The organism is Breoghania sp. JC706, assembly GCF_037026715.1.
GTDB lineage: Bacteria > Pseudomonadota > Alphaproteobacteria > Rhizobiales > Stappiaceae > Breoghania.
Window position 1 is genome coordinate 317553 of sequence record NZ_JBANCG010000005.1, and the last position, 15801, is coordinate 333353.

Consider the following 15801-nt stretch of genomic DNA (forward strand, 5'->3'; position numbering starts at 1 on the left):
CGTGCCAGGCCTGTCGCGCCTCGCTTCCGCTCCGCTACCCCTTTATGACCCCTTCCAGCACGTCGGCGGCGCGTTCGGCACCGGCTTCCGCGCGGATCAGGCGGCCAAGTTCCTCCGCACGCGCACAAACGGCATCCGACAGGGCGACCTCCAGCCTCTGCGCCAAGCGTTCGGCTGTGAACCGTTTCATCGGCAGGGGCGCGGAGCCTCCACCCGCCTCCGCCACCCGGCGCGCCCAGAACGGCTGATCACCGAAAATCGGACAAACGACGGACGCGCGCCCCCAGCGCAAGGCCTGGTGGGTGGTGCCCGTTCCGCCATGATGGACAATCGCCGCACATCGCGGGAAAAGCCAGGCATGCGGCGCACCGGAGATCACGTGAATGTCGTCGCCGGCGACTTCGGCGTCCAGACCGCCCCAGCCCGTAGCCAGCACCCCGCGCCGGCCGGCGCGCCGCAGCCCTTCGACAGCATCACGCGCCGTCTTGCGCGCATCGATCGATGGCATCGACCCGAAACCGACATAGACCGGTGGCGGCCCCGACTGGAGGAAGCGCGCAAGATCGGCCGGCGGCGTCCAGTCCGGCTCGCCATTGTCGCGGAACCAGTAGCCGGTGATCGTCTCGCCCTCAGGCCAGTCGTCAGGCCGGGGCACCAGATGGCGGCTGTAGGCGTGAAGGCGCGGCACGGCCCGCCCGCCGGGCGCGTAGCCGATCAGTTCATCAAGGCCGGCCGACAGCTTCACATCCGTCCGACTTGCCGCCAGCGCCTTGAAATTGCGCCCGTTCAGCAGATGGGCCAGACCGGTTGCCAGGCGATGCGACAGCCTGTTCCCAACCCGGCTCAGGCTCCGTGATGACATCATCATGAACGGAAATTCGCCGGTGGGCGCCAGCACCGGCTGCAGTACCGCCGGCACCGCCACGGCCCGCAACTCGTGCGCAACGTGCGGCGCCATCGGCGCCTTCGGATTGTAGACGATGAGATCCGGCCGGATCGCCTTGGCCAGATCCCATTGCTCCTCCAGCTCCTTGCGCAGCCAGTCGCGGGATTGACGCAGCACGCGGAGCTTTCCCGACAGCGAGTGCATGGCTGCCTGCATATCGGGCTGCTGCAGCAGGCTCTGGTAGTCGATGAAAAAGGGCGCGGCGGTCAGTCCGGCACTCTCGATCATCGCCTCGAAGCCGGCACCGGTGGAAACGGTCACCTGCGCGCCACGGCGCTTCAGGGCCGCGCCCAGCGCCACGAATGGCTGCACGTCGCCGCGCGTTCCAAGACTCATGAGAAGAATGCGCAAAAGCGGATGGCCTCTTGTGCTGATCCGTTGTCACCAGCCCGCAGCATACCGAAACACGTTCGGTCGGCCAGTGCCAGCCCCCGACGCCGACCGATCGTCAGCCCCGCCGCAGCCATACCCGATTGTCGTGGAACGCGGCACCGCCGTAGGGGGCGACCGGATCGGCGCCGGTGAGCGTGTTGATGCCCCTGCCGTCAACGAAGGCACCGTTCGGCCAGATGCCTTCCGAGATTACCGTGCCGCGCGTCACGCCGTCGAACAGGCGCACATGCAGGCGGATCTCTCCGCGCGCATTGCCCATGGCGACAAGCGCCCCCGCCTCGATGCCGAGTTTCGACGCGTCTTCCGGATGGAGCATCACCTCCGGCCGGCCTTCCTTCTTTCGCGATCCCGGCGTCTCGTTGAAGCTGGAATTGAGGAAGGACCGTGCCGGTGCGGTCACGAGGCGGAACGGATGTTCGTCATTCGGCGTCTCGACCACGGCCCAGTAATCGGGAAGTTCCGGCATGGCCGACCAGGGCCCCATGGCACCGTCATTGTCGGCCGGCGTCGCCGTCCAGTCGGGCCTGAAGTGATATTTGCCGTCGGCGTGGGCGAAGCCGGAGAGAAAATGCGCGGTCTCGAAAGCCGGCTGGATATCGATCCAGCGGTCGCGTTCCAGCGTCTCCAGATCGCCGAAGCCGGAGGACTTCAGCATCCAGTCGATGTGCTCGCGCGCGCTCATGTGGTTGCCGGGATGATCGACGCCGAGCCTCTTCATCAGTTCGTTGAGAACGAAAAGGTTCTCGCGCGCCTCGCCCGGCGCATCGATCAACTTGGGACCGAGCACGATGTACTGGTGCCCGCCGCCCTTGTAGACGTCGTCATGCTCCAGAAATGTCGTCGCCGGCAGCACGATGTCCGCCATCGCCGCCGTTTCGGTCATGAATTGCTCATGGACGCAGGTGAAGAGATCCTCGCGCGCGAACCCGGCGCGCACCTTGTCCTGTTCCGGGCAGACCGACATCGGGTTGGTGTTCTGGATGATCATGGCCGTGACCTCCGGCCCGCCGAGAAGCGCATCCTTCTCGCCCGTCAGCACCGCACCGATGCGGGACTGGTCGAGCCGGCGCGTTGCCGGATCCACCACGTCGCGGCCCTCGATCATGGTCTTGTCGAACGTGTAGATGCCGCTGTTGGACAGCAGCGCACCGCCGCCCTCATATTGCCACGCGCCCGTCACGGCCGGAATGGAGGTGACGGCGTGCATGGACACGGTGCCGTTGCGGCTGCGCGCAAAACCGTAACCGATGCGGAAATAGGTGCGCTTCGTCTCGCCAACCAGCCGGGCGAAGGCTTCGATTTCCTCCACGCCGAGGCCGGTGATTTCGGCGGCCCATTGCGGTGTCCGCGACGCCAGATGCGCCTCAAGGTCGGCCGGGCAATCGGTGTATTTTTCCATGTAGGCGCGATCCGCATGACCGTCGCGGAAGGCGACGTGCATGACCGCGCAGGCGAGCGCGGCATCCGTGCCGGGGCGCAGCACGAGACCGAGATCGGCCTGACGAACCGTTTCATTGCGATAAACGTCGACAGCGACGATCTTCGCCCCGCGTTCCTTGCGCGCCTTCACCGCGTGGGTCATCACGTTGACCTGCGTCGCCACCGCGTTGGTGCCCCAGATGACAATGCAATCCGACTTTTCGATATCACGCGGATCGGAGCCGCGCAGGTGCCCGGTACCGGCGATGTAACCGGTCCAGGCGGCGTTGGTGCAAATGGTGTCGAACTGGCGCGAATAACCCTTCACATGGCGCAGGCGGTGGATGCTGTCGCGCTGCACCTGCCCCATCGTGCCGGCATAGTGATAGGGCCAGACCGTCTGGGCGCCGAGCCGCTGCTCCGCCTTCACGAAGGCCTCGGCCACCTCGTCGAGCGCGTCGTCCCAGGAGATTTCCGCGAACTCGCCCTGGCCCTTTGCGCCGGTGCGCCGCAATGGTTTCAAGAGGCGATCGGGATGGTGCACGCGCTCTGCATAGCGTGCGACCTTGGCGCAGATCACGCCGTCCGTGTAGTCGTTGTCTGACGCCCCGCGAATGCGCCCGATGCGATCCGGCCCCAACACCTCGACCTCCAGCGCGCAGGTCGACGGACAGTCGTGCGGGCATGCGGATGCACGGGTGAGGATCTCGACAGGCTTGTTCATGGCTGGGGCTCTCCTTGGGGAGCCCATGTTCGCGGGCGTGAGGCGCAAGTCAAGGCGGAGTTCGGGGCAACGTCGCCGCCAAGGCGAAATAATCTTGCGCGACCGGCCGCTCTGGGCTTTGCTTGGGTAATTCTGCCAAGCCCTCTCCCCTCACCCCTAACCGACCGGTTCCAGAGGAAACTGCATTCATGCCCGCACGCCTTGCGCTCTTCACGTTCGGCCAGTTCCGGATGCCGGCTGAAGATCCGGCCAACGACGGCTTTCACGAGCGCAACGACCCGATCCTTGCGGCGGCAGACACGGCCGAGGGCTTCATCGCACGGTCGGGTTATGCCGACGAACCGGGCCCGGAATGCTGGGGCGAGCAAGTCTATCCGCGCTTCCATCGCGACAATGGCGACGACTGGGCGCCCGCGACCCTGTCGTTGTGGCGCGATGCGGAGAGCGTGATGGCCTTCACCTATTCCGACATCCACAACGAGGCGATGCGCCATGCGCGCGACTGGTTCGACAAGCCGGGCTGGCCGCCGCTGGTGCTTTGGTGGGTGGCGGACGATCACACGCCCGATTGGGCAGAGGCGGTGGTGCGGCACGAACATCTGGCCGATCACGGGCCGACACCGCACGCCTTCACGTTCAAGGCATTCTTCGACGCGGTAGGAGCCCCGCAAAGTGTGGATCAGGACCGGGTCCGGGACCTGATCCGGCAAAGGGCTGTCCGAAAAACAGAAAAGCCGGCCTGATGGCCGGCTTTCCCGAAGTTCCAGATCGCAGGATCCGCCAGCCTCAGCCGACGATCTCGGTCTCGGAGAACCAGTAGGCGATCTCGCGCTTTGCGGTCTCCAGAGCATCGGAGCCGTGGACCGAATTCTCGCCGATGGAGAGCGCGAAGTCCTTGCGGATGGTGCCTTCGGCGGCGTCGGCCGGGTTGGTGGCGCCCATGATCTCGCGGTTCTTGGCAACCGCGTTCTCACCTTCCAGCACCTGCACGATGGTCGGGCCCGACGACATGAACTCGGTCAGTTCGCCGAAGAACGGACGGGCCTTGTGCTCGGCGTAGAAGCCTTCCGCCTCGCGCAGCGACATCCACACGCGCTTCTGCGCGACGACGCGCAGACCGGCGCTTTCCAGACGGTCGATGATCTTGCCGGTGACGTTGCGCTTGGTGGCGTCCGGCTTGATCATCGAGAAGGTACGTTCGATGGCCATATTCGTTTCCCCGTGATTTTCGGTGTTTGGATGCGAAAGCGGCGCCCGGTTCTAAGGGGCGCCGAAACTGTCGCGGTCCGTATACAGGGGGCCAGACGGAGCCGCAAGTGAAAGCCTTGCGACAGCCGTGCGGACGGGACGCGATAGGCCCTTCAAATCCTCAGGCGGCGGCCGGCTGGCTGCGGCCAAGGTGGTTATGCAGATCGAGACAGCGTTCGAACCAGTCGGTGACCGCGTCGCCGGCCTCCAGAAGCTGGAAATTGCTCGCCACGCGCGGCCATTGCAGCGTGCCGAAGAGAATGTAGTCGGCATAAAGCGGACCGGCACCGCCGATGAAGGGCTGCGACTTCAGCATCTGGCGCATCGGCTGGAGCGACAGGCGGAACGCCTCCAGCCGCTCGTGCCGGGTCTCGTGAAGCTCCTCCAGCGTGTGGCCGAGCCGTTTTTCGCGGGTCTCGCGGAAATAGGCCTGATCCGGCGGAGACAAAATGTCGTGGATGTCCTTGACCACCAGATGCACCAGCTTGGTGTTGACGCTGGTGTTCACCCAGCTTTCCACGAACCGCGACAGCGCGCGCCCCGCCTCCCCGCCGAAAAGCGTCGGCCGGTCGGGATATGTTTCCTCCAGATAGCTGACGATGTCCCAGCTGTCGGAAATGGTGCGCTCCTCGTCCTCGATCACGGGGACAGTTGCGGAGATGCCACCGGCGACCTCGCGGACCTTCGTGAACGGGGTGGGGCGTTCCTCCCAGCTGAGCCCCTTGTGGGCAAGCGCCATCTTCACCCGCCAGCAATAGGGGGAAAACCGCTGGAACTCTTCGGCGCCGCAGAGATCATAGAGAATGACCGGCATGAGGTTTTCCTTGCAAAAATCCGGGACCCGGTAACACCCTCGACGGGAAAATCCAGGAACATAACCAAAAGGCAGCGAACCCGATGAAAGCGATGTTTGCAATGATGGCCGGTTACAATCAATGGGCCAATGCGCGCCTCTACCGGGCGGCGGCGGTGCTGACGGACGAGCAGCACCGTGAGAACCGCGGCGCTTTCTTCGGTTCGCTCAACGGAACGCTGAACCACCTGCTTGTGGCAGACAGGGTGTGGATGCGACGTTTTACCGGTGAAGGACCGCTGCCGCGGTCGCTCGACGAGATCCTCTTTAACACCCTTGGCGATCTTGCCCGCGCCAGACAGGCGGAGGATCAGCGGATCATCGCCTATGTCGATGGCCTGACCAAGGAAGCTCTCGCGGCGCCGATCAGCTACCGCAAGATGTCAGGCCCGGGAGAGGCGGTCACCCAGCCGCTGGCACCGGCGCTGATGCATTTCTTCAACCACCAGACGCACCACCGCGGACAGGCCCACTGCCTGCTGACCCAAATCACCGGCGACGCCCCGAGCTTCGACCTGCTTCTCTTTCAGCGCGACAGCGGCATGGGCATGAACTGAACCGCTGCCCTACCCCCGCATGGGGCGGTGCCGCGTCTTCTGCATGGAAACGCCCATGTCGTAGACTTCGAACCAGCCGGCGAGGCGCGGCCGGCGTGTCCGCCAGTCGCGTTGGGGCCAGCGGAAATCGAGATAGCCGCAAAAAACGGCTACGCAGATGTCGCCGATCGTCGGCTCGGCAAAGGCAAGGTCGCGCGTTTCCAGATCATCGAGCGCGGCATCGATTGCCGCCGTGAAGCGCGCGATCATCGCAACGCTGCGCTCCTCATTGCGTTTCTGCTCCTCGGCGAAGAGCCGGCCGGCCGCCGTCAGCGCGCCATCGCACAATCCCTGAAGCACAAGCGCACGCCAGCGGGCATGCCCGCTTTCGGGAAAAAGCCGACGTTCGCTCCCCAGCGCGTCGAGATAGTCGCAGATCACGCCCGACTCGTAGAGCACAAGCCTGTCGTCAACCCCGTCGTCAGCGACGAGTGTCGGCACCTTGCACAAGGGATTGACCGCACGCAGACCGCCATCGTCCCGCCACGGGTTTGTTTCGTGCAGACGAATGCGGCTGGAAAGGCCCAGTTCCTCCGCCGCGACCCGCACCTTGCGGGCGAAGGGCGAGGTCGTCGAATACCAGAGCTCCATCGCGCTCATTTCTCGCGTGTGAGCCCTTTCGCCTCAAGTTCGGAGAGATAGTCAGCCCACAGGTTCTCTCGCTCGCGTCCGAGCTTCATCAGGTAGTCCCAGGAATAGATGCCGGTGTCGTGCATGTCGTCGAACACGATCTTCACCGCGTAGTTTCCCATCGGCACAATCTGCATGATCTCCACGCGACGCTTGCCGTGCATGGTCTTTTTCTGGTCGGGCGAGTGGCCCTGCACTTCGGCCGACGGCGAGAGAACGCGCAGGTATTCCGCGGCAAGCTCGAACCGCTCGCCGGAGGTGAAACTCACCGTCAGTGTCTTCCGGTCCTTGGAGACCCGCAATTCGCTGGGCCAGGCTTTGGCGTTCAAGATCGTGTCTCCTGCTGCTTGCCTTACACCCGGGACCATAGGCCAGCGCGGGCTGCTGGCAAGAGCCCGGATATGTCGCCGGCCTCCGCATCCCCTCGCATTGACGTTTAGTCTCCATCGTCTACCTTTGAGGAGATGACAGGTGCGCGCACGTTCCCGATGCGGAACGCGCCGGCAAGAGGGGGCCGGGGGCGCGACCGCAAATAACAATTCCCCCAAGGATCAGGACCCATGGACGATGCGACGGCCCAGGATGCACGGCGCCCCGTGCTGACGGATCCCTTCGGCCGAGACGTCACATACCTGCGCGTTTCGGTGACCGACCGCTGCGATTTCCGCTGTGTCTACTGCATGGCGGAGGACATGACGTTCTTGCCGAAGAAAGACGTCCTGAGCCTGGAAGAACTCGACCGCCTGTGCTCCGCCTTCGTTGCCAAGGGCGTGCGCAAGCTTCGGCTGACCGGCGGCGAACCGCTGGTGCGCAAGAACATCATGAGCCTGTTCCGCTCGCTGTCGCGCCACTTGCAGTCCGGTGCACTCGACGAGATCACCGTGACGACGAACGGTTCGCAGCTCCACCGCTTCGCCGACGAGCTTTTTGACGTGGGCGTGCGTCGCATCAACGTCTCCATCGACACGCTCGATCCCGACAAGTTCAAGACGATCACGCGCTGGGGCGATCTATCGAAGGTCATGGCCGGTCTTGAGGCGGCAAAGCGCGCCGGGCTAGAGGTCAAGATCAATGCCGTGGCGCTCAAGGGCGTCAACGAGGACGAAATCCCGACGATGATCGAATGGGCGCATGGCGAAGGGCATGACCTGACGCTCATCGAGACGATGCCGCTTGGCGACATCGAGGGCGACCGGACCGACCAGTACCTGCCGCTCTCGCAGGTCCGTGCCGCGCTGATGGATCACTACACGCTGACCGACATCCCCTACAAGACCGGCGGACCGGCGCGCTACGTGATGGTGGAGGAAACCGGCGGCCGGCTCGGCTTCATCACGCCGATGACCCACAATTTCTGCGAAAGCTGCAACCGGGTGCGGATCACCTGCACGGGTCAGCTCTACATGTGCCTAGGACAGGACGACAACGCCGACCTGCGTGCAGCGCTCAGGGCATCTGAGGGCGATGAGATCCTCAACCGGGCGATCGACGAGGCAATCGGGCGCAAGCCCAAGGGCCACGACTTCATCATCGACCGGGACCGCAAGGCGCCCGCCGTCTCGCGCCACATGAGCGTAACCGGCGGGTAGGCTCGCATCGGGGAGGTTCAAGCGATGGCATCGGCGGCAGAGCGCTCCTTTCTCGACCGACCGGCGGCGCGGCTTCTGGCACTGATAGTGGCAGCCCTGGCGGCTACCGCCCTCGCCTGGATCAACCGGGATGCGTTTGTGTCGGCCCCCGTCGGCACGACGGCTACGGCCGGCAACCCGGACCTGGCCGCCTGTCTTGCCGAACGGGGCGGCGCCGTCGATCGGATGAAGCAGGACGGCGTGATCGACGCGCGCCAATACAACCAGTTTCGCGCTCGGGCGGAGGCCTTCTGCGCCGCGCAATATCCGGCGCAGTGAAAATCCGGCTCGCGCAGGCGCCCTGCCCTCACACCAGCGCGAAAAGCCGGCTCGGGCCGCCGGATGCGCCGACGATCTTCGGCGCACCGACAACGAGCGTCGCACCGGCGGCGGGAACGTCATCGAGATTGGCGACCGCTTCCATGCCCCACCGGCCCGACGGCAGCCAGGCGTAATGCGTGGCGAAATCCGTCGACAGACCGTAATCGAGTGACAGCGTGTCTACGGCGAGCCCGACGAGACCGCGCTCCATCGCCATCTTCGTCGCCTCGATACCAAAACCGGGAAAGTGCATCTTTCCGTCAGCGTCGGCATTGCGGAACTTGTCGGAGGTCGCGTACTGGCCCCAGCCGGAATTCATCGCGATGCATCCGCCCTGTGGCAGCTTCCCGTTGGCCGCTTCCCACGCCTCCAGATCGGCCGGGGTGACCTGATAATCCGGGTTTTCCGCCGCCTGCGTCTTCACGTCGATGACAGCGAGCGGAACCACGAGTTGATCGGTCGGAACATCCGCCGCGGAATTGCCGTCCCTGGAGAAATGCAGCGGCGCATCCATATGCGTGCCGGTGTGCTCCACGAGGTGCCATCTGTTGACGTTGAAGCCGTCCTTCTCGAAACCGTACATCTTTTCGATCTCGAGCTGATTGGTTCCGAAGAATGTTGGAAAATCCTCCACGATCGGATGTGTCAGGTCCACCACCCCGGAGAAACGCATCGGCTCCGCCTGCGCAGGTCTCGGCGGAGCGAAAGCCTGGAAGCTCGCAAGTCCGACGGCTGCCGCCCCTGCCCCCTTGAAAAAGCCACGCCGGGACAAACGTCGGGCGACCGTCTCCATACATCCTGGAACGCACATGGAAATACCCCCTTTTGATGCGGCGTGCCTTTGCCGGCCCGCCTGTCATCGCATCAGAATATGGGATATTTCCGTAACGGAATAGACTTGAGGGACCTCCGGACCCACGCCACGCATTTCGCCCGGCTCGGACCATCCTTTCCCGACGCGCAGGCGAATTCGATCCGCTCCGGTCAACCTTCCCCCTTGCATCCGGCGCCGTCCTTCGCCAAACGTTCCCCCACCATGCTGCATGTCAACGATCTCACCTATCGCATCGCCGGGCGCACGCTGCTCGATCACGCCACCGCCGTCATCCCCGACGGGGCGAAGGTCGGGCTCGTGGGGCGCAACGGCTCGGGCAAGACCACGCTGTTCAAGCTGATCACCGGCGATCTCGCGCCCGAATCCGGCTCGATCACCATTCGCCGGCAGGCCCGCATCGGGCAGGTCGCACAGGAGGCACCGGGCTCGGAGACGAGCCTGATGGATGTGGTACTCGCCGGCGACACCGAACGGGCGGCCCTGCTGGCCGAAGCCGAGACCGCCACCGATCCGCACCGCATCGCGGAGATCCACACCCGACTTGCCGATATCGATGCCCATTCGGCCGAAGCGCGCGCCGGTGCGATCCTCTATGGCCTCGGCTTCAGCGCGGAGGCTCAGCAACGGCCCTGCTCGGCCTTTTCCGGCGGCTGGCGGATGCGCGTGGCGCTGGCAGCGGTGCTGTTTTCGGAGCCCGATCTGCTGCTCCTCGACGAGCCGACGAACTATCTCGATCTAGAAGGCACGCTTTGGCTGGAAAACTATGTCTCGCGCTATCCGCACACCGTTCTGCTGATCTCGCATGACCGAGATCTGCTGAACAAGGCTGTCGATACAATCGTGCATCTGGAGGCAAAAAAACTCACCAGCTATCGCGGCGGCTACGACAGTTTCGAGCGGCAAAGGCGCGAACAGATCCTGCTGCAGGAAAAGCAGCGCGAGAAGCAGGAAGCCCAGCGCAAGCACATGCAGGCCTTCGTCGACCGCTTCCGTGCCAAGGCGACCAAGGCGCGCCAGGCGCAGTCGCGTCTGAAGATGCTGGAACGCATGCAGCCGATCACGGCCATCGTGGAGGACACGAGCCTTCCGCTCTCCTTCCCCGATCCGAGGAGCCAGGCCGCACCGCCGCTGCTCTCCATTGAAGGCGGCTCAGTCGGCTATGACGGCAAGGCGGTGCTGCGCAATCTGAACCTGCGGCTCGATCCGGACGACCGCATCGCGCTTCTGGGCGCCAACGGCAACGGCAAGTCGACCTTCGCCAAGCTCATCGCCGACCGGCTGAAGCCGCTTTCGGGCCACGTGGTGCGCGCCAACAGGATCGACGTCGCCTATTTCGCCCAGCACCAGCTTGATGAACTGGTGCCGGCAAATTCGGCGGTCGCGCATGTGCGGGCGCTGATGGTGGGCGAGCCGGAAGCGAAGGTTCGCGCCCGCGTCGCGCGCTTCGGCCTGCCGACCGACCGCATGGACACGCCGGCCAAGGATCTCTCCGGCGGTGAGAAGGCGCGGCTTTTGCTAGGACTTGCGACCTTCCACGGGCCGAACCTGCTGATCCTTGACGAACCGACCAACCACCTCGACATCGACAGCCGCGAGGCGCTGGTTCTGGCGCTTAACGAGTTCGCCGGCGCGGTGGTGCTGATCTCGCACGACCGGCATCTGGTGGAGGCTTGCGCCGACCGGCTGTGGCTCGTCGCAGACGGTACGGTGTCGCCCTATGACGGCGACATGGAGGACTACCGCCGGCTCATTCTGCAGACCGGCAAGGAGGACCGCGCCGCCGCCAAGGAGGCTGAAAAGCAGGTTTCGGCGCAGGACCGGCGCCGGGAATCGGCCGAAAAGCGCGCCCAGCTCGCCCCCTTGCGCAAGAGGATCCGCGAAGCCGAACGCCAGATGGAGAAGCTTCAGGGCGATCTGAAACGCGTCGACGGCCTGTTGGCGGATCCCGATCTCTATGTGAAGGATCCTTCCAAGGCGACCCAGCTTGCCAAGAAGCGGTCGGACACGGAAAAGGCTTTGGAGAAGGCCGAGGAAGCGTGGCTGGCGCTGTCGGGCGAATACGAGGCGGCTTCGGCGTGAAAAGGGCAATAACCCGATCTCTCCACCGTCATCACCCGGCGAAGTCCGGGTGATCCAGCGCTCGCCCATACGCCGCTGCCGGCAATGGATTGCCCGGACTTCGCCGGGCAATGACGAATGAGAGGCCCCGACGGAAGCCAGGCGCACGCCGATGCCGGGAGCGAGACGCTACGGGCCGTCCCCACGGTTCTCTCCCCGCTCAGGCGGCCGCCTGCCCCGCTTCGGCCAGTCGCACCAGCTTCGTCAGCACGACCGCGACACCCTTCAAACGCTCCTGCGCATCGGCCCAGTCGCGCACCAGAACGATCTTCTGGTCGGGACGGATCTTGGCCAGCACGCCCTGCTCCGTGATGTAACCGACGAGCCCGGCCGGGTTCGCGAACTCGTTGTTGCGGAAGCCGATGACGACGCCCTTCGGGCCCGCATCGATCTTTTCCACGTTGGCCTGACGGCAAAGCCCCTTGATGAAAACGATCTTCAGCAAGTGCTCCACTTCGTCCGGCAGCGGGCCGAAGCGATCGATCATTTCCGCGCCGAAGGAATCGATTTCCTGCGGATCGGAAAGATCGGCAAGCCGGCGGTAGAGATCCAGGCGGAGCTGAAGGTCGCCGACGTAGCTTTCCGGGATCAGCACCGGCGTACCGACATTGATCTGCGGCGACCAGTGATCATCGCCGGGAACGCCGTCGCCGTCCTGAAGCTGGGCGACCGCCTCCTCCAGCATCTGCTGGTAAAGCTCGAAGCCTACTTCCTTGATGTGGCCTGACTGCTCCTCGCCCAGAAGATTTCCGGCGCCGCGAATATCGAGATCGTGGCTGGCAAGCTGGAAACCGGCACCAAGCGATTCAAGCGATTGCAGAACCTTCAGCCGTCGTTCGGCCTGGGCCGTCAGCGTCTTATTGGCAGGCACAGTGAAGAGCGCGTAGGCGCGCGTCTTCGACCGGCCGACGCGGCCGCGGATCTGGTAGAGTTGGGCGAGGCCGAACATGTCGGCACGGTGCACGATCAGCGTGTTCGCGGTCGGAATGTCGAGACCGGATTCCACGATCGTGGTCGACAGCAGGACGTCGTACTTGCCGTCGTAGAAGGCGTTCATGATGTCGTCGAGCTCGCCCGGCGGCATCTGGCCGTGGGCGACGGCGACCTTCACTTCCGGCACCGTGTCGGCAAGGAATTCACGCCGTTCGGCGAGATCCGAGACACGCGGCACGACATAGAACGACTGGCCGCCGCGATAGTGCTCGCGCAGCAGCGTCTCGCGCACGATCAGCGGATCGAAGGGCGAGACGAACGTTCTGACGGCAAGCCGGTCCACCGGCGGCGTGGCGATCAGCGACAGGCCGCGCACCCCCGTCAACGCCATCTGCATGGTGCGCGGAATGGGGGTCGCCGACAGCGTCAGCACATGGACGTCGGATTTCAGCTCCTTCAGTCGCTCCTTGTGCTTGACGCCGAAATGCTGTTCCTCGTCGATGATCAGCAGGCCCAGATCCTTGAACGAGATGCCCTTGCCGAGAAGCGCGTGGGTGCCGACGACGATGTCGACCGTGCCGTCGGCAACTTCCTTCTTGGTCTGCGCAAGCGCCTTGGGGCCGACCATGCGGGAGGCCTGGGCGACGCGCACCGGCAGGCCATGGAAGCGCTCGGCAAAGGTCTTGTAGTGCTGGCGGGCGAGAAGCGTCGTGGGCACGACAACCGCCACCTGACGGCCCGACATGGCGACGAGGAAGGCGGCCCTCAACGCGACTTCCGTCTTGCCGAAGCCGACATCACCGCACACCAGCCGGTCCATCGGCCTGCCGGAGCCCAGATCCTCGAACACCGCCTCGATGGAGTTGAGCTGATCCTCGGTCTCCTCATAGGGAAAACGGGCGGCGAATTCGTCGTAGAGGCCTTCGGGGATCTCGATCGCAGGGGCTGTGCGCAACGCGCGGGCGGCGGCGGTCTTGATCAGGCCATCGGCGATCTCCCGGATGCGCTGCTTCATGCGCGCCTTGCGCGCCTGCCAGGCACCGCCGCCCAGCCGGTCGAGCTGGGCATCCATGTCTTCCGAGCCGTAGCGGGTCAGAAGTTCGAGATTTTCGACCGGCAGGTAGAGCTTGTCGCCGCCGTGATACTGAAGTTCCAGACAATCGTGCGGAGCACCGGCCGCATCAATGGTCTTGAGGCCGACGAACCGGCCGATGCCGTGATCGACGTGGACGACCAGATCGCCCTCCGACAGGCTGGAGAGCTCGGTCAGGAAGTCCGACGCCTTTTTCGTGCGCTTGCGCTGGCGCACGAGGCGGTCGCCGAGGATGTCCTGCTCGCCTATGAAGGCGAACTTGTCGATCTCGAAGCCGGTTTCCAGTCCCAGCACGGCGAGGCCGACCATGCCCTGCGGCAGCACGGTGACGCCGCCAAGCGACTCGATCGTCGTGGCACGCTCCAGCCCGTGATCGGCGAGCACCTGGGCGAGACGATCGCGCGAGCCTTCGCTCCAGCAGGCGATGACCACCCGCTTGCTGTCCTTGCGCAGCGCGGAAACATGCTGGATCAGCGCATCGAAGACGTTGACGTCGCCGGCCGCGCGTTCCGCTGCAAAGGTCCGGCCCTGCCGGCCGCCGAGATCGACCGTCTCGCCCTGTCCCTCAGGCACGGCGAAGGGGTTGAAACGCGCCGTGGTGTGAGCTGAGACGGCTTCCTTCCAGCCGTTCTGGGTGAGGTACAGCGTGCGCGGGGCGACAGGCTTGTAGGGCACGGCGCCGGACCCCGCATCCCGCTCCATCGCGCTGCGGCGGGCCTCGTAATGATCGCGAATCTGGTCGAGGCGTTCGGAGACAGCGTCCTCCACAAGCGGATCGAAGACGACCGGTGCCGTGCCGACATAATCGAACAGCGTCTCGGTCGTCTCGTGGAAGAGCGGCAGCCAGTGCTCCATACCGGCGTAGCGGCGGCCTTCGGAGACGGACTGATAGAGCGCGTCGTCGCGCGGCGCGGCGCCGAATTCGGCGACGTAATTGCGCCGGAAGCGCGAGATCGTTTCCTCCGAAAGCACGATCTCGCTCATCGGCACCATTTCCAGCCGCTTCATCTGGGCGACGGTGCGTTGGGTCTCGGGATCGAAGGTGCGGATGGATTCCAGCGTGTCGCCGAAGAAATCGAGGCGGACGGGAAGGTCCGTGCCCGGCGCAAACAGATCGAGAATGCCACCGCGCACGGCATATTCGCCCGTATCGCGCACGGTGGGCGTGCGCATGTAGCCGTTGAGTTCCAGCGATTGGACAAGCTGGCTCATGTCGAGCCGGTTGCCGGGCGCGGCGGCCCAGGCGTGCGCCGCCATCCACTCGCGCGAGGGCACGCGCTGAATGGCAGCGTTGACGGTCGTCATCAGGATGACCGGCTTGTCGTGCTTGCCCGCGCTGGCGAGCTTTGCCAGCACATTGAGCCTGCGGGCGACGACACCCGCATTGGGCGAGACGCGGTCGTAGGGCAGACAGTCCCATGCGGGGAGCTGCAGGACCTCCACGTCGGGCGCAAAGAAGGCGAGCCCGTCGGCCGCCATCTGCATGCGCTGACCGTCACGTGCGACATAGACGAGTGCGGGAATACCATCGCCGCCGGGCCCAGACCGGCGCTCGCGCGCCAGATCGGCCAGCACCATGGCTTCCGCGCCATCCGGCGTCGATGACAGCGTCACCGCATCGTGGGTGGCGAAAAGCCGCTTCAGCGCCTTCAACATCGCGATCTCAATTCCCTGGTCGTCAAATCGGTTCGTGCGGTCGGGTCAGTTGGGAGCCTTGTCGGGGCTGTGAAAATCAGAGACGGCGCGAAAGATGTCCGTGTCGTATTCGGCGGGCACCGGCTTGCGGCCCGTCAGCCAGTCCAGAAGATCGGCATCCTCAGCGTTCATCAGATGCTCCAGCCGGTCCAGTTCGGCGTCGGCCAGATCGGCGATCCACGCCTCGACAAATCCGCCGAGCAGCAGGTCCATCTCCTTCGTGCCGCGATGCCAGCTGCGAAACAGGATGCGTTTGCGGCGCGGATCCAATCCGTCGCTCGACCGGTTCAATCCGGACATGGGACTACCTCTTCCTCTCAACGGGCCGAAGGCCTGCGCCATGCGCGAGTGGCGGCATGACAGGCCGCC

14 protein-coding genes are annotated in these 15801 nt (G+C 64.8%); 5 read left to right on the forward strand and 9 right to left on the reverse strand.

Annotation, left to right across the window (positions count from 1 at the left end; translation table 11 throughout):
* Positions 1 to 34: 34 nt before the first annotated feature.
* Together V2L18_RS12385 and V2L18_RS12390 are read right to left on the reverse strand one after the other, a co-directional pair.
* Positions 35 to 1282: a glycosyltransferase gene (locus V2L18_RS12385; RefSeq protein ID WP_336178566.1), complete on the reverse strand. Its 1248-nt coding sequence runs from the start codon at positions 1280 to 1282 to the stop codon at positions 35 to 37.
* 112 nt (positions 1283 to 1394) lie between these two features.
* Positions 1395 to 3482: a molybdopterin oxidoreductase family protein gene (locus V2L18_RS12390; protein WP_336178567.1), complete on the reverse strand. Its 2088-nt coding sequence runs from the start codon at positions 3480 to 3482 to the stop codon at positions 1395 to 1397.
* 188 nt (positions 3483 to 3670) lie between these two features.
* On the opposite strand from V2L18_RS12390, the gene V2L18_RS12395 reads away from it, so the two are divergent.
* Entirely contained in the window at positions 3671 to 4225 is a 555-nt protein-coding gene (locus tag V2L18_RS12395) for a DUF3291 domain-containing protein (protein WP_336178568.1), read from the forward strand.
* A 43-nt stretch (positions 4226 to 4268) separates the two neighbouring features.
* On the opposite strand, the gene ndk is transcribed toward V2L18_RS12395, so the two are convergent.
* Both ndk and V2L18_RS12405 read right to left on the reverse strand, forming a co-directional pair.
* On the reverse strand, positions 4269 to 4691 hold the full coding sequence (ndk, locus tag V2L18_RS12400; RefSeq protein ID WP_336178569.1) for a nucleoside-diphosphate kinase: 423 nt from the start codon (positions 4689 to 4691) through the stop codon (positions 4269 to 4271).
* A 160-nt stretch (positions 4692 to 4851) separates the two neighbouring features.
* Positions 4852 to 5544, reverse strand: coding sequence for a glutathione S-transferase family protein (locus tag V2L18_RS12405; protein ID WP_336178570.1), 693 nt, complete (start codon positions 5542 to 5544; stop codon positions 4852 to 4854).
* 101 nt (positions 5545 to 5645) lie between these two features.
* Between V2L18_RS12405 and V2L18_RS12410 the strand changes: the two genes are divergently transcribed.
* Positions 5646 to 6140: a DinB family protein gene (locus V2L18_RS12410; protein ID WP_336178571.1), complete on the forward strand. Its 495-nt coding sequence runs from the start codon at positions 5646 to 5648 to the stop codon at positions 6138 to 6140.
* Between the two features lie 9 nt (positions 6141 to 6149).
* Here V2L18_RS12410 and V2L18_RS12415 read toward each other — a convergent pair whose 3' ends face one another.
* Both V2L18_RS12415 and V2L18_RS12420 read right to left on the reverse strand, forming a co-directional pair.
* Positions 6150 to 6779 carry a glutathione S-transferase gene (locus V2L18_RS12415; protein ID WP_336178572.1) on the reverse strand — a complete coding sequence of 210 codons (630 nt, stop codon included), beginning with the start codon at positions 6777 to 6779 and terminating at the stop codon, positions 6150 to 6152.
* Positions 6776 to 7177 (reverse strand): DUF971 domain-containing protein, encoded by a 402-nt coding sequence (locus tag V2L18_RS12420; RefSeq protein ID WP_336178573.1) that lies wholly within the window; start codon positions 7175 to 7177, stop codon positions 6776 to 6778. The genes V2L18_RS12415 and V2L18_RS12420 overlap by 4 nt, the downstream gene beginning before the upstream one ends.
* Positions 7178 to 7369: 192 nt before the next feature.
* Here V2L18_RS12420 and moaA point away from each other — a divergent pair, with 192 nt between their 5' ends.
* Both moaA and V2L18_RS12430 read left to right on the forward strand, forming a co-directional pair.
* Positions 7370 to 8398 carry a GTP 3',8-cyclase MoaA gene (gene moaA, locus V2L18_RS12425; RefSeq protein ID WP_336178574.1) on the forward strand — a complete coding sequence of 343 codons (1029 nt, stop codon included), beginning with the start codon at positions 7370 to 7372 and terminating at the stop codon, positions 8396 to 8398.
* A 24-nt stretch (positions 8399 to 8422) separates the two neighbouring features.
* Positions 8423 to 8716 (forward strand): hypothetical protein, encoded by a 294-nt coding sequence (locus V2L18_RS12430; RefSeq protein ID WP_336178575.1) that lies wholly within the window; start codon positions 8423 to 8425, stop codon positions 8714 to 8716.
* A gap of 28 nt (positions 8717 to 8744) precedes the next feature.
* On the opposite strand, the gene V2L18_RS12435 is transcribed toward V2L18_RS12430, so the two are convergent.
* Positions 8745 to 9569 carry a cyclase family protein gene (locus tag V2L18_RS12435; RefSeq protein ID WP_336178576.1) on the reverse strand — a complete coding sequence of 275 codons (825 nt, stop codon included), beginning with the start codon at positions 9567 to 9569 and terminating at the stop codon, positions 8745 to 8747.
* A 225-nt stretch (positions 9570 to 9794) separates the two neighbouring features.
* Between V2L18_RS12435 and V2L18_RS12440 the strand changes: the two genes are divergently transcribed.
* Positions 9795 to 11672 (forward strand): ABC-F family ATP-binding cassette domain-containing protein, encoded by a 1878-nt coding sequence (locus V2L18_RS12440; protein WP_336178577.1) that lies wholly within the window; start codon positions 9795 to 9797, stop codon positions 11670 to 11672.
* 199 nt (positions 11673 to 11871) lie between these two features.
* On the opposite strand, the gene mfd is transcribed toward V2L18_RS12440, so the two are convergent.
* Complete coding sequence (mfd, locus tag V2L18_RS12445; RefSeq protein WP_336178578.1) at positions 11872 to 15393, reverse strand: transcription-repair coupling factor; 3522 nt, start codon at positions 15391 to 15393, stop codon at positions 11872 to 11874.
* A gap of 45 nt (positions 15394 to 15438) precedes the next feature.
* Complete coding sequence (locus V2L18_RS12450) at positions 15439 to 15732, reverse strand: succinate dehydrogenase assembly factor 2 (RefSeq protein ID WP_336178579.1); 294 nt, start codon at positions 15730 to 15732, stop codon at positions 15439 to 15441.
* Positions 15733 to 15801: the final 69 nt, after the last annotated feature.

Coding starts and splice junctions, on each gene's coding strand:
- V2L18_RS12385 (WP_336178566.1), bottom strand. CDS start 1,282: ATGAGTCTTGGAACGCGCGGCGACGTGCAGCCATTCGTGGCGCTGGGC.
- V2L18_RS12390 (WP_336178567.1), bottom strand. CDS start 3,482: ATGAACAAGCCTGTCGAGATCCTCACCCGTGCATCCGCATGCCCGCAC.
- V2L18_RS12395 (WP_336178568.1), top strand. CDS start 3,671: ATGCCCGCACGCCTTGCGCTCTTCACGTTCGGCCAGTTCCGGATGCCG.
- ndk (WP_336178569.1), bottom strand. CDS start 4,691: ATGGCCATCGAACGTACCTTCTCGATGATCAAGCCGGACGCCACCAAG.
- V2L18_RS12405 (WP_336178570.1), bottom strand. CDS start 5,544: ATGCCGGTCATTCTCTATGATCTCTGCGGCGCCGAAGAGTTCCAGCGG.
- V2L18_RS12410 (WP_336178571.1), top strand. CDS start 5,646: ATGATGGCCGGTTACAATCAATGGGCCAATGCGCGCCTCTACCGGGCG.
- V2L18_RS12415 (WP_336178572.1), bottom strand. CDS start 6,779: ATGAGCGCGATGGAGCTCTGGTATTCGACGACCTCGCCCTTCGCCCGC.
- V2L18_RS12420 (WP_336178573.1), bottom strand. CDS start 7,177: ATGGTCCCGGGTGTAAGGCAAGCAGCAGGAGACACGATCTTGAACGCC.
- moaA (WP_336178574.1), top strand. CDS start 7,370: ATGGACGATGCGACGGCCCAGGATGCACGGCGCCCCGTGCTGACGGAT.
- V2L18_RS12430 (WP_336178575.1), top strand. CDS start 8,423: ATGGCATCGGCGGCAGAGCGCTCCTTTCTCGACCGACCGGCGGCGCGG.
- V2L18_RS12435 (WP_336178576.1), bottom strand. CDS start 9,569: ATGTGCGTTCCAGGATGTATGGAGACGGTCGCCCGACGTTTGTCCCGG.
- V2L18_RS12440 (WP_336178577.1), top strand. CDS start 9,795: ATGCTGCATGTCAACGATCTCACCTATCGCATCGCCGGGCGCACGCTG.
- mfd (WP_336178578.1), bottom strand. CDS start 15,393: ATGTTGAAGGCGCTGAAGCGGCTTTTCGCCACCCACGATGCGGTGACG.
- V2L18_RS12450 (WP_336178579.1), bottom strand. CDS start 15,732: ATGTCCGGATTGAACCGGTCGAGCGACGGATTGGATCCGCGCCGCAAA.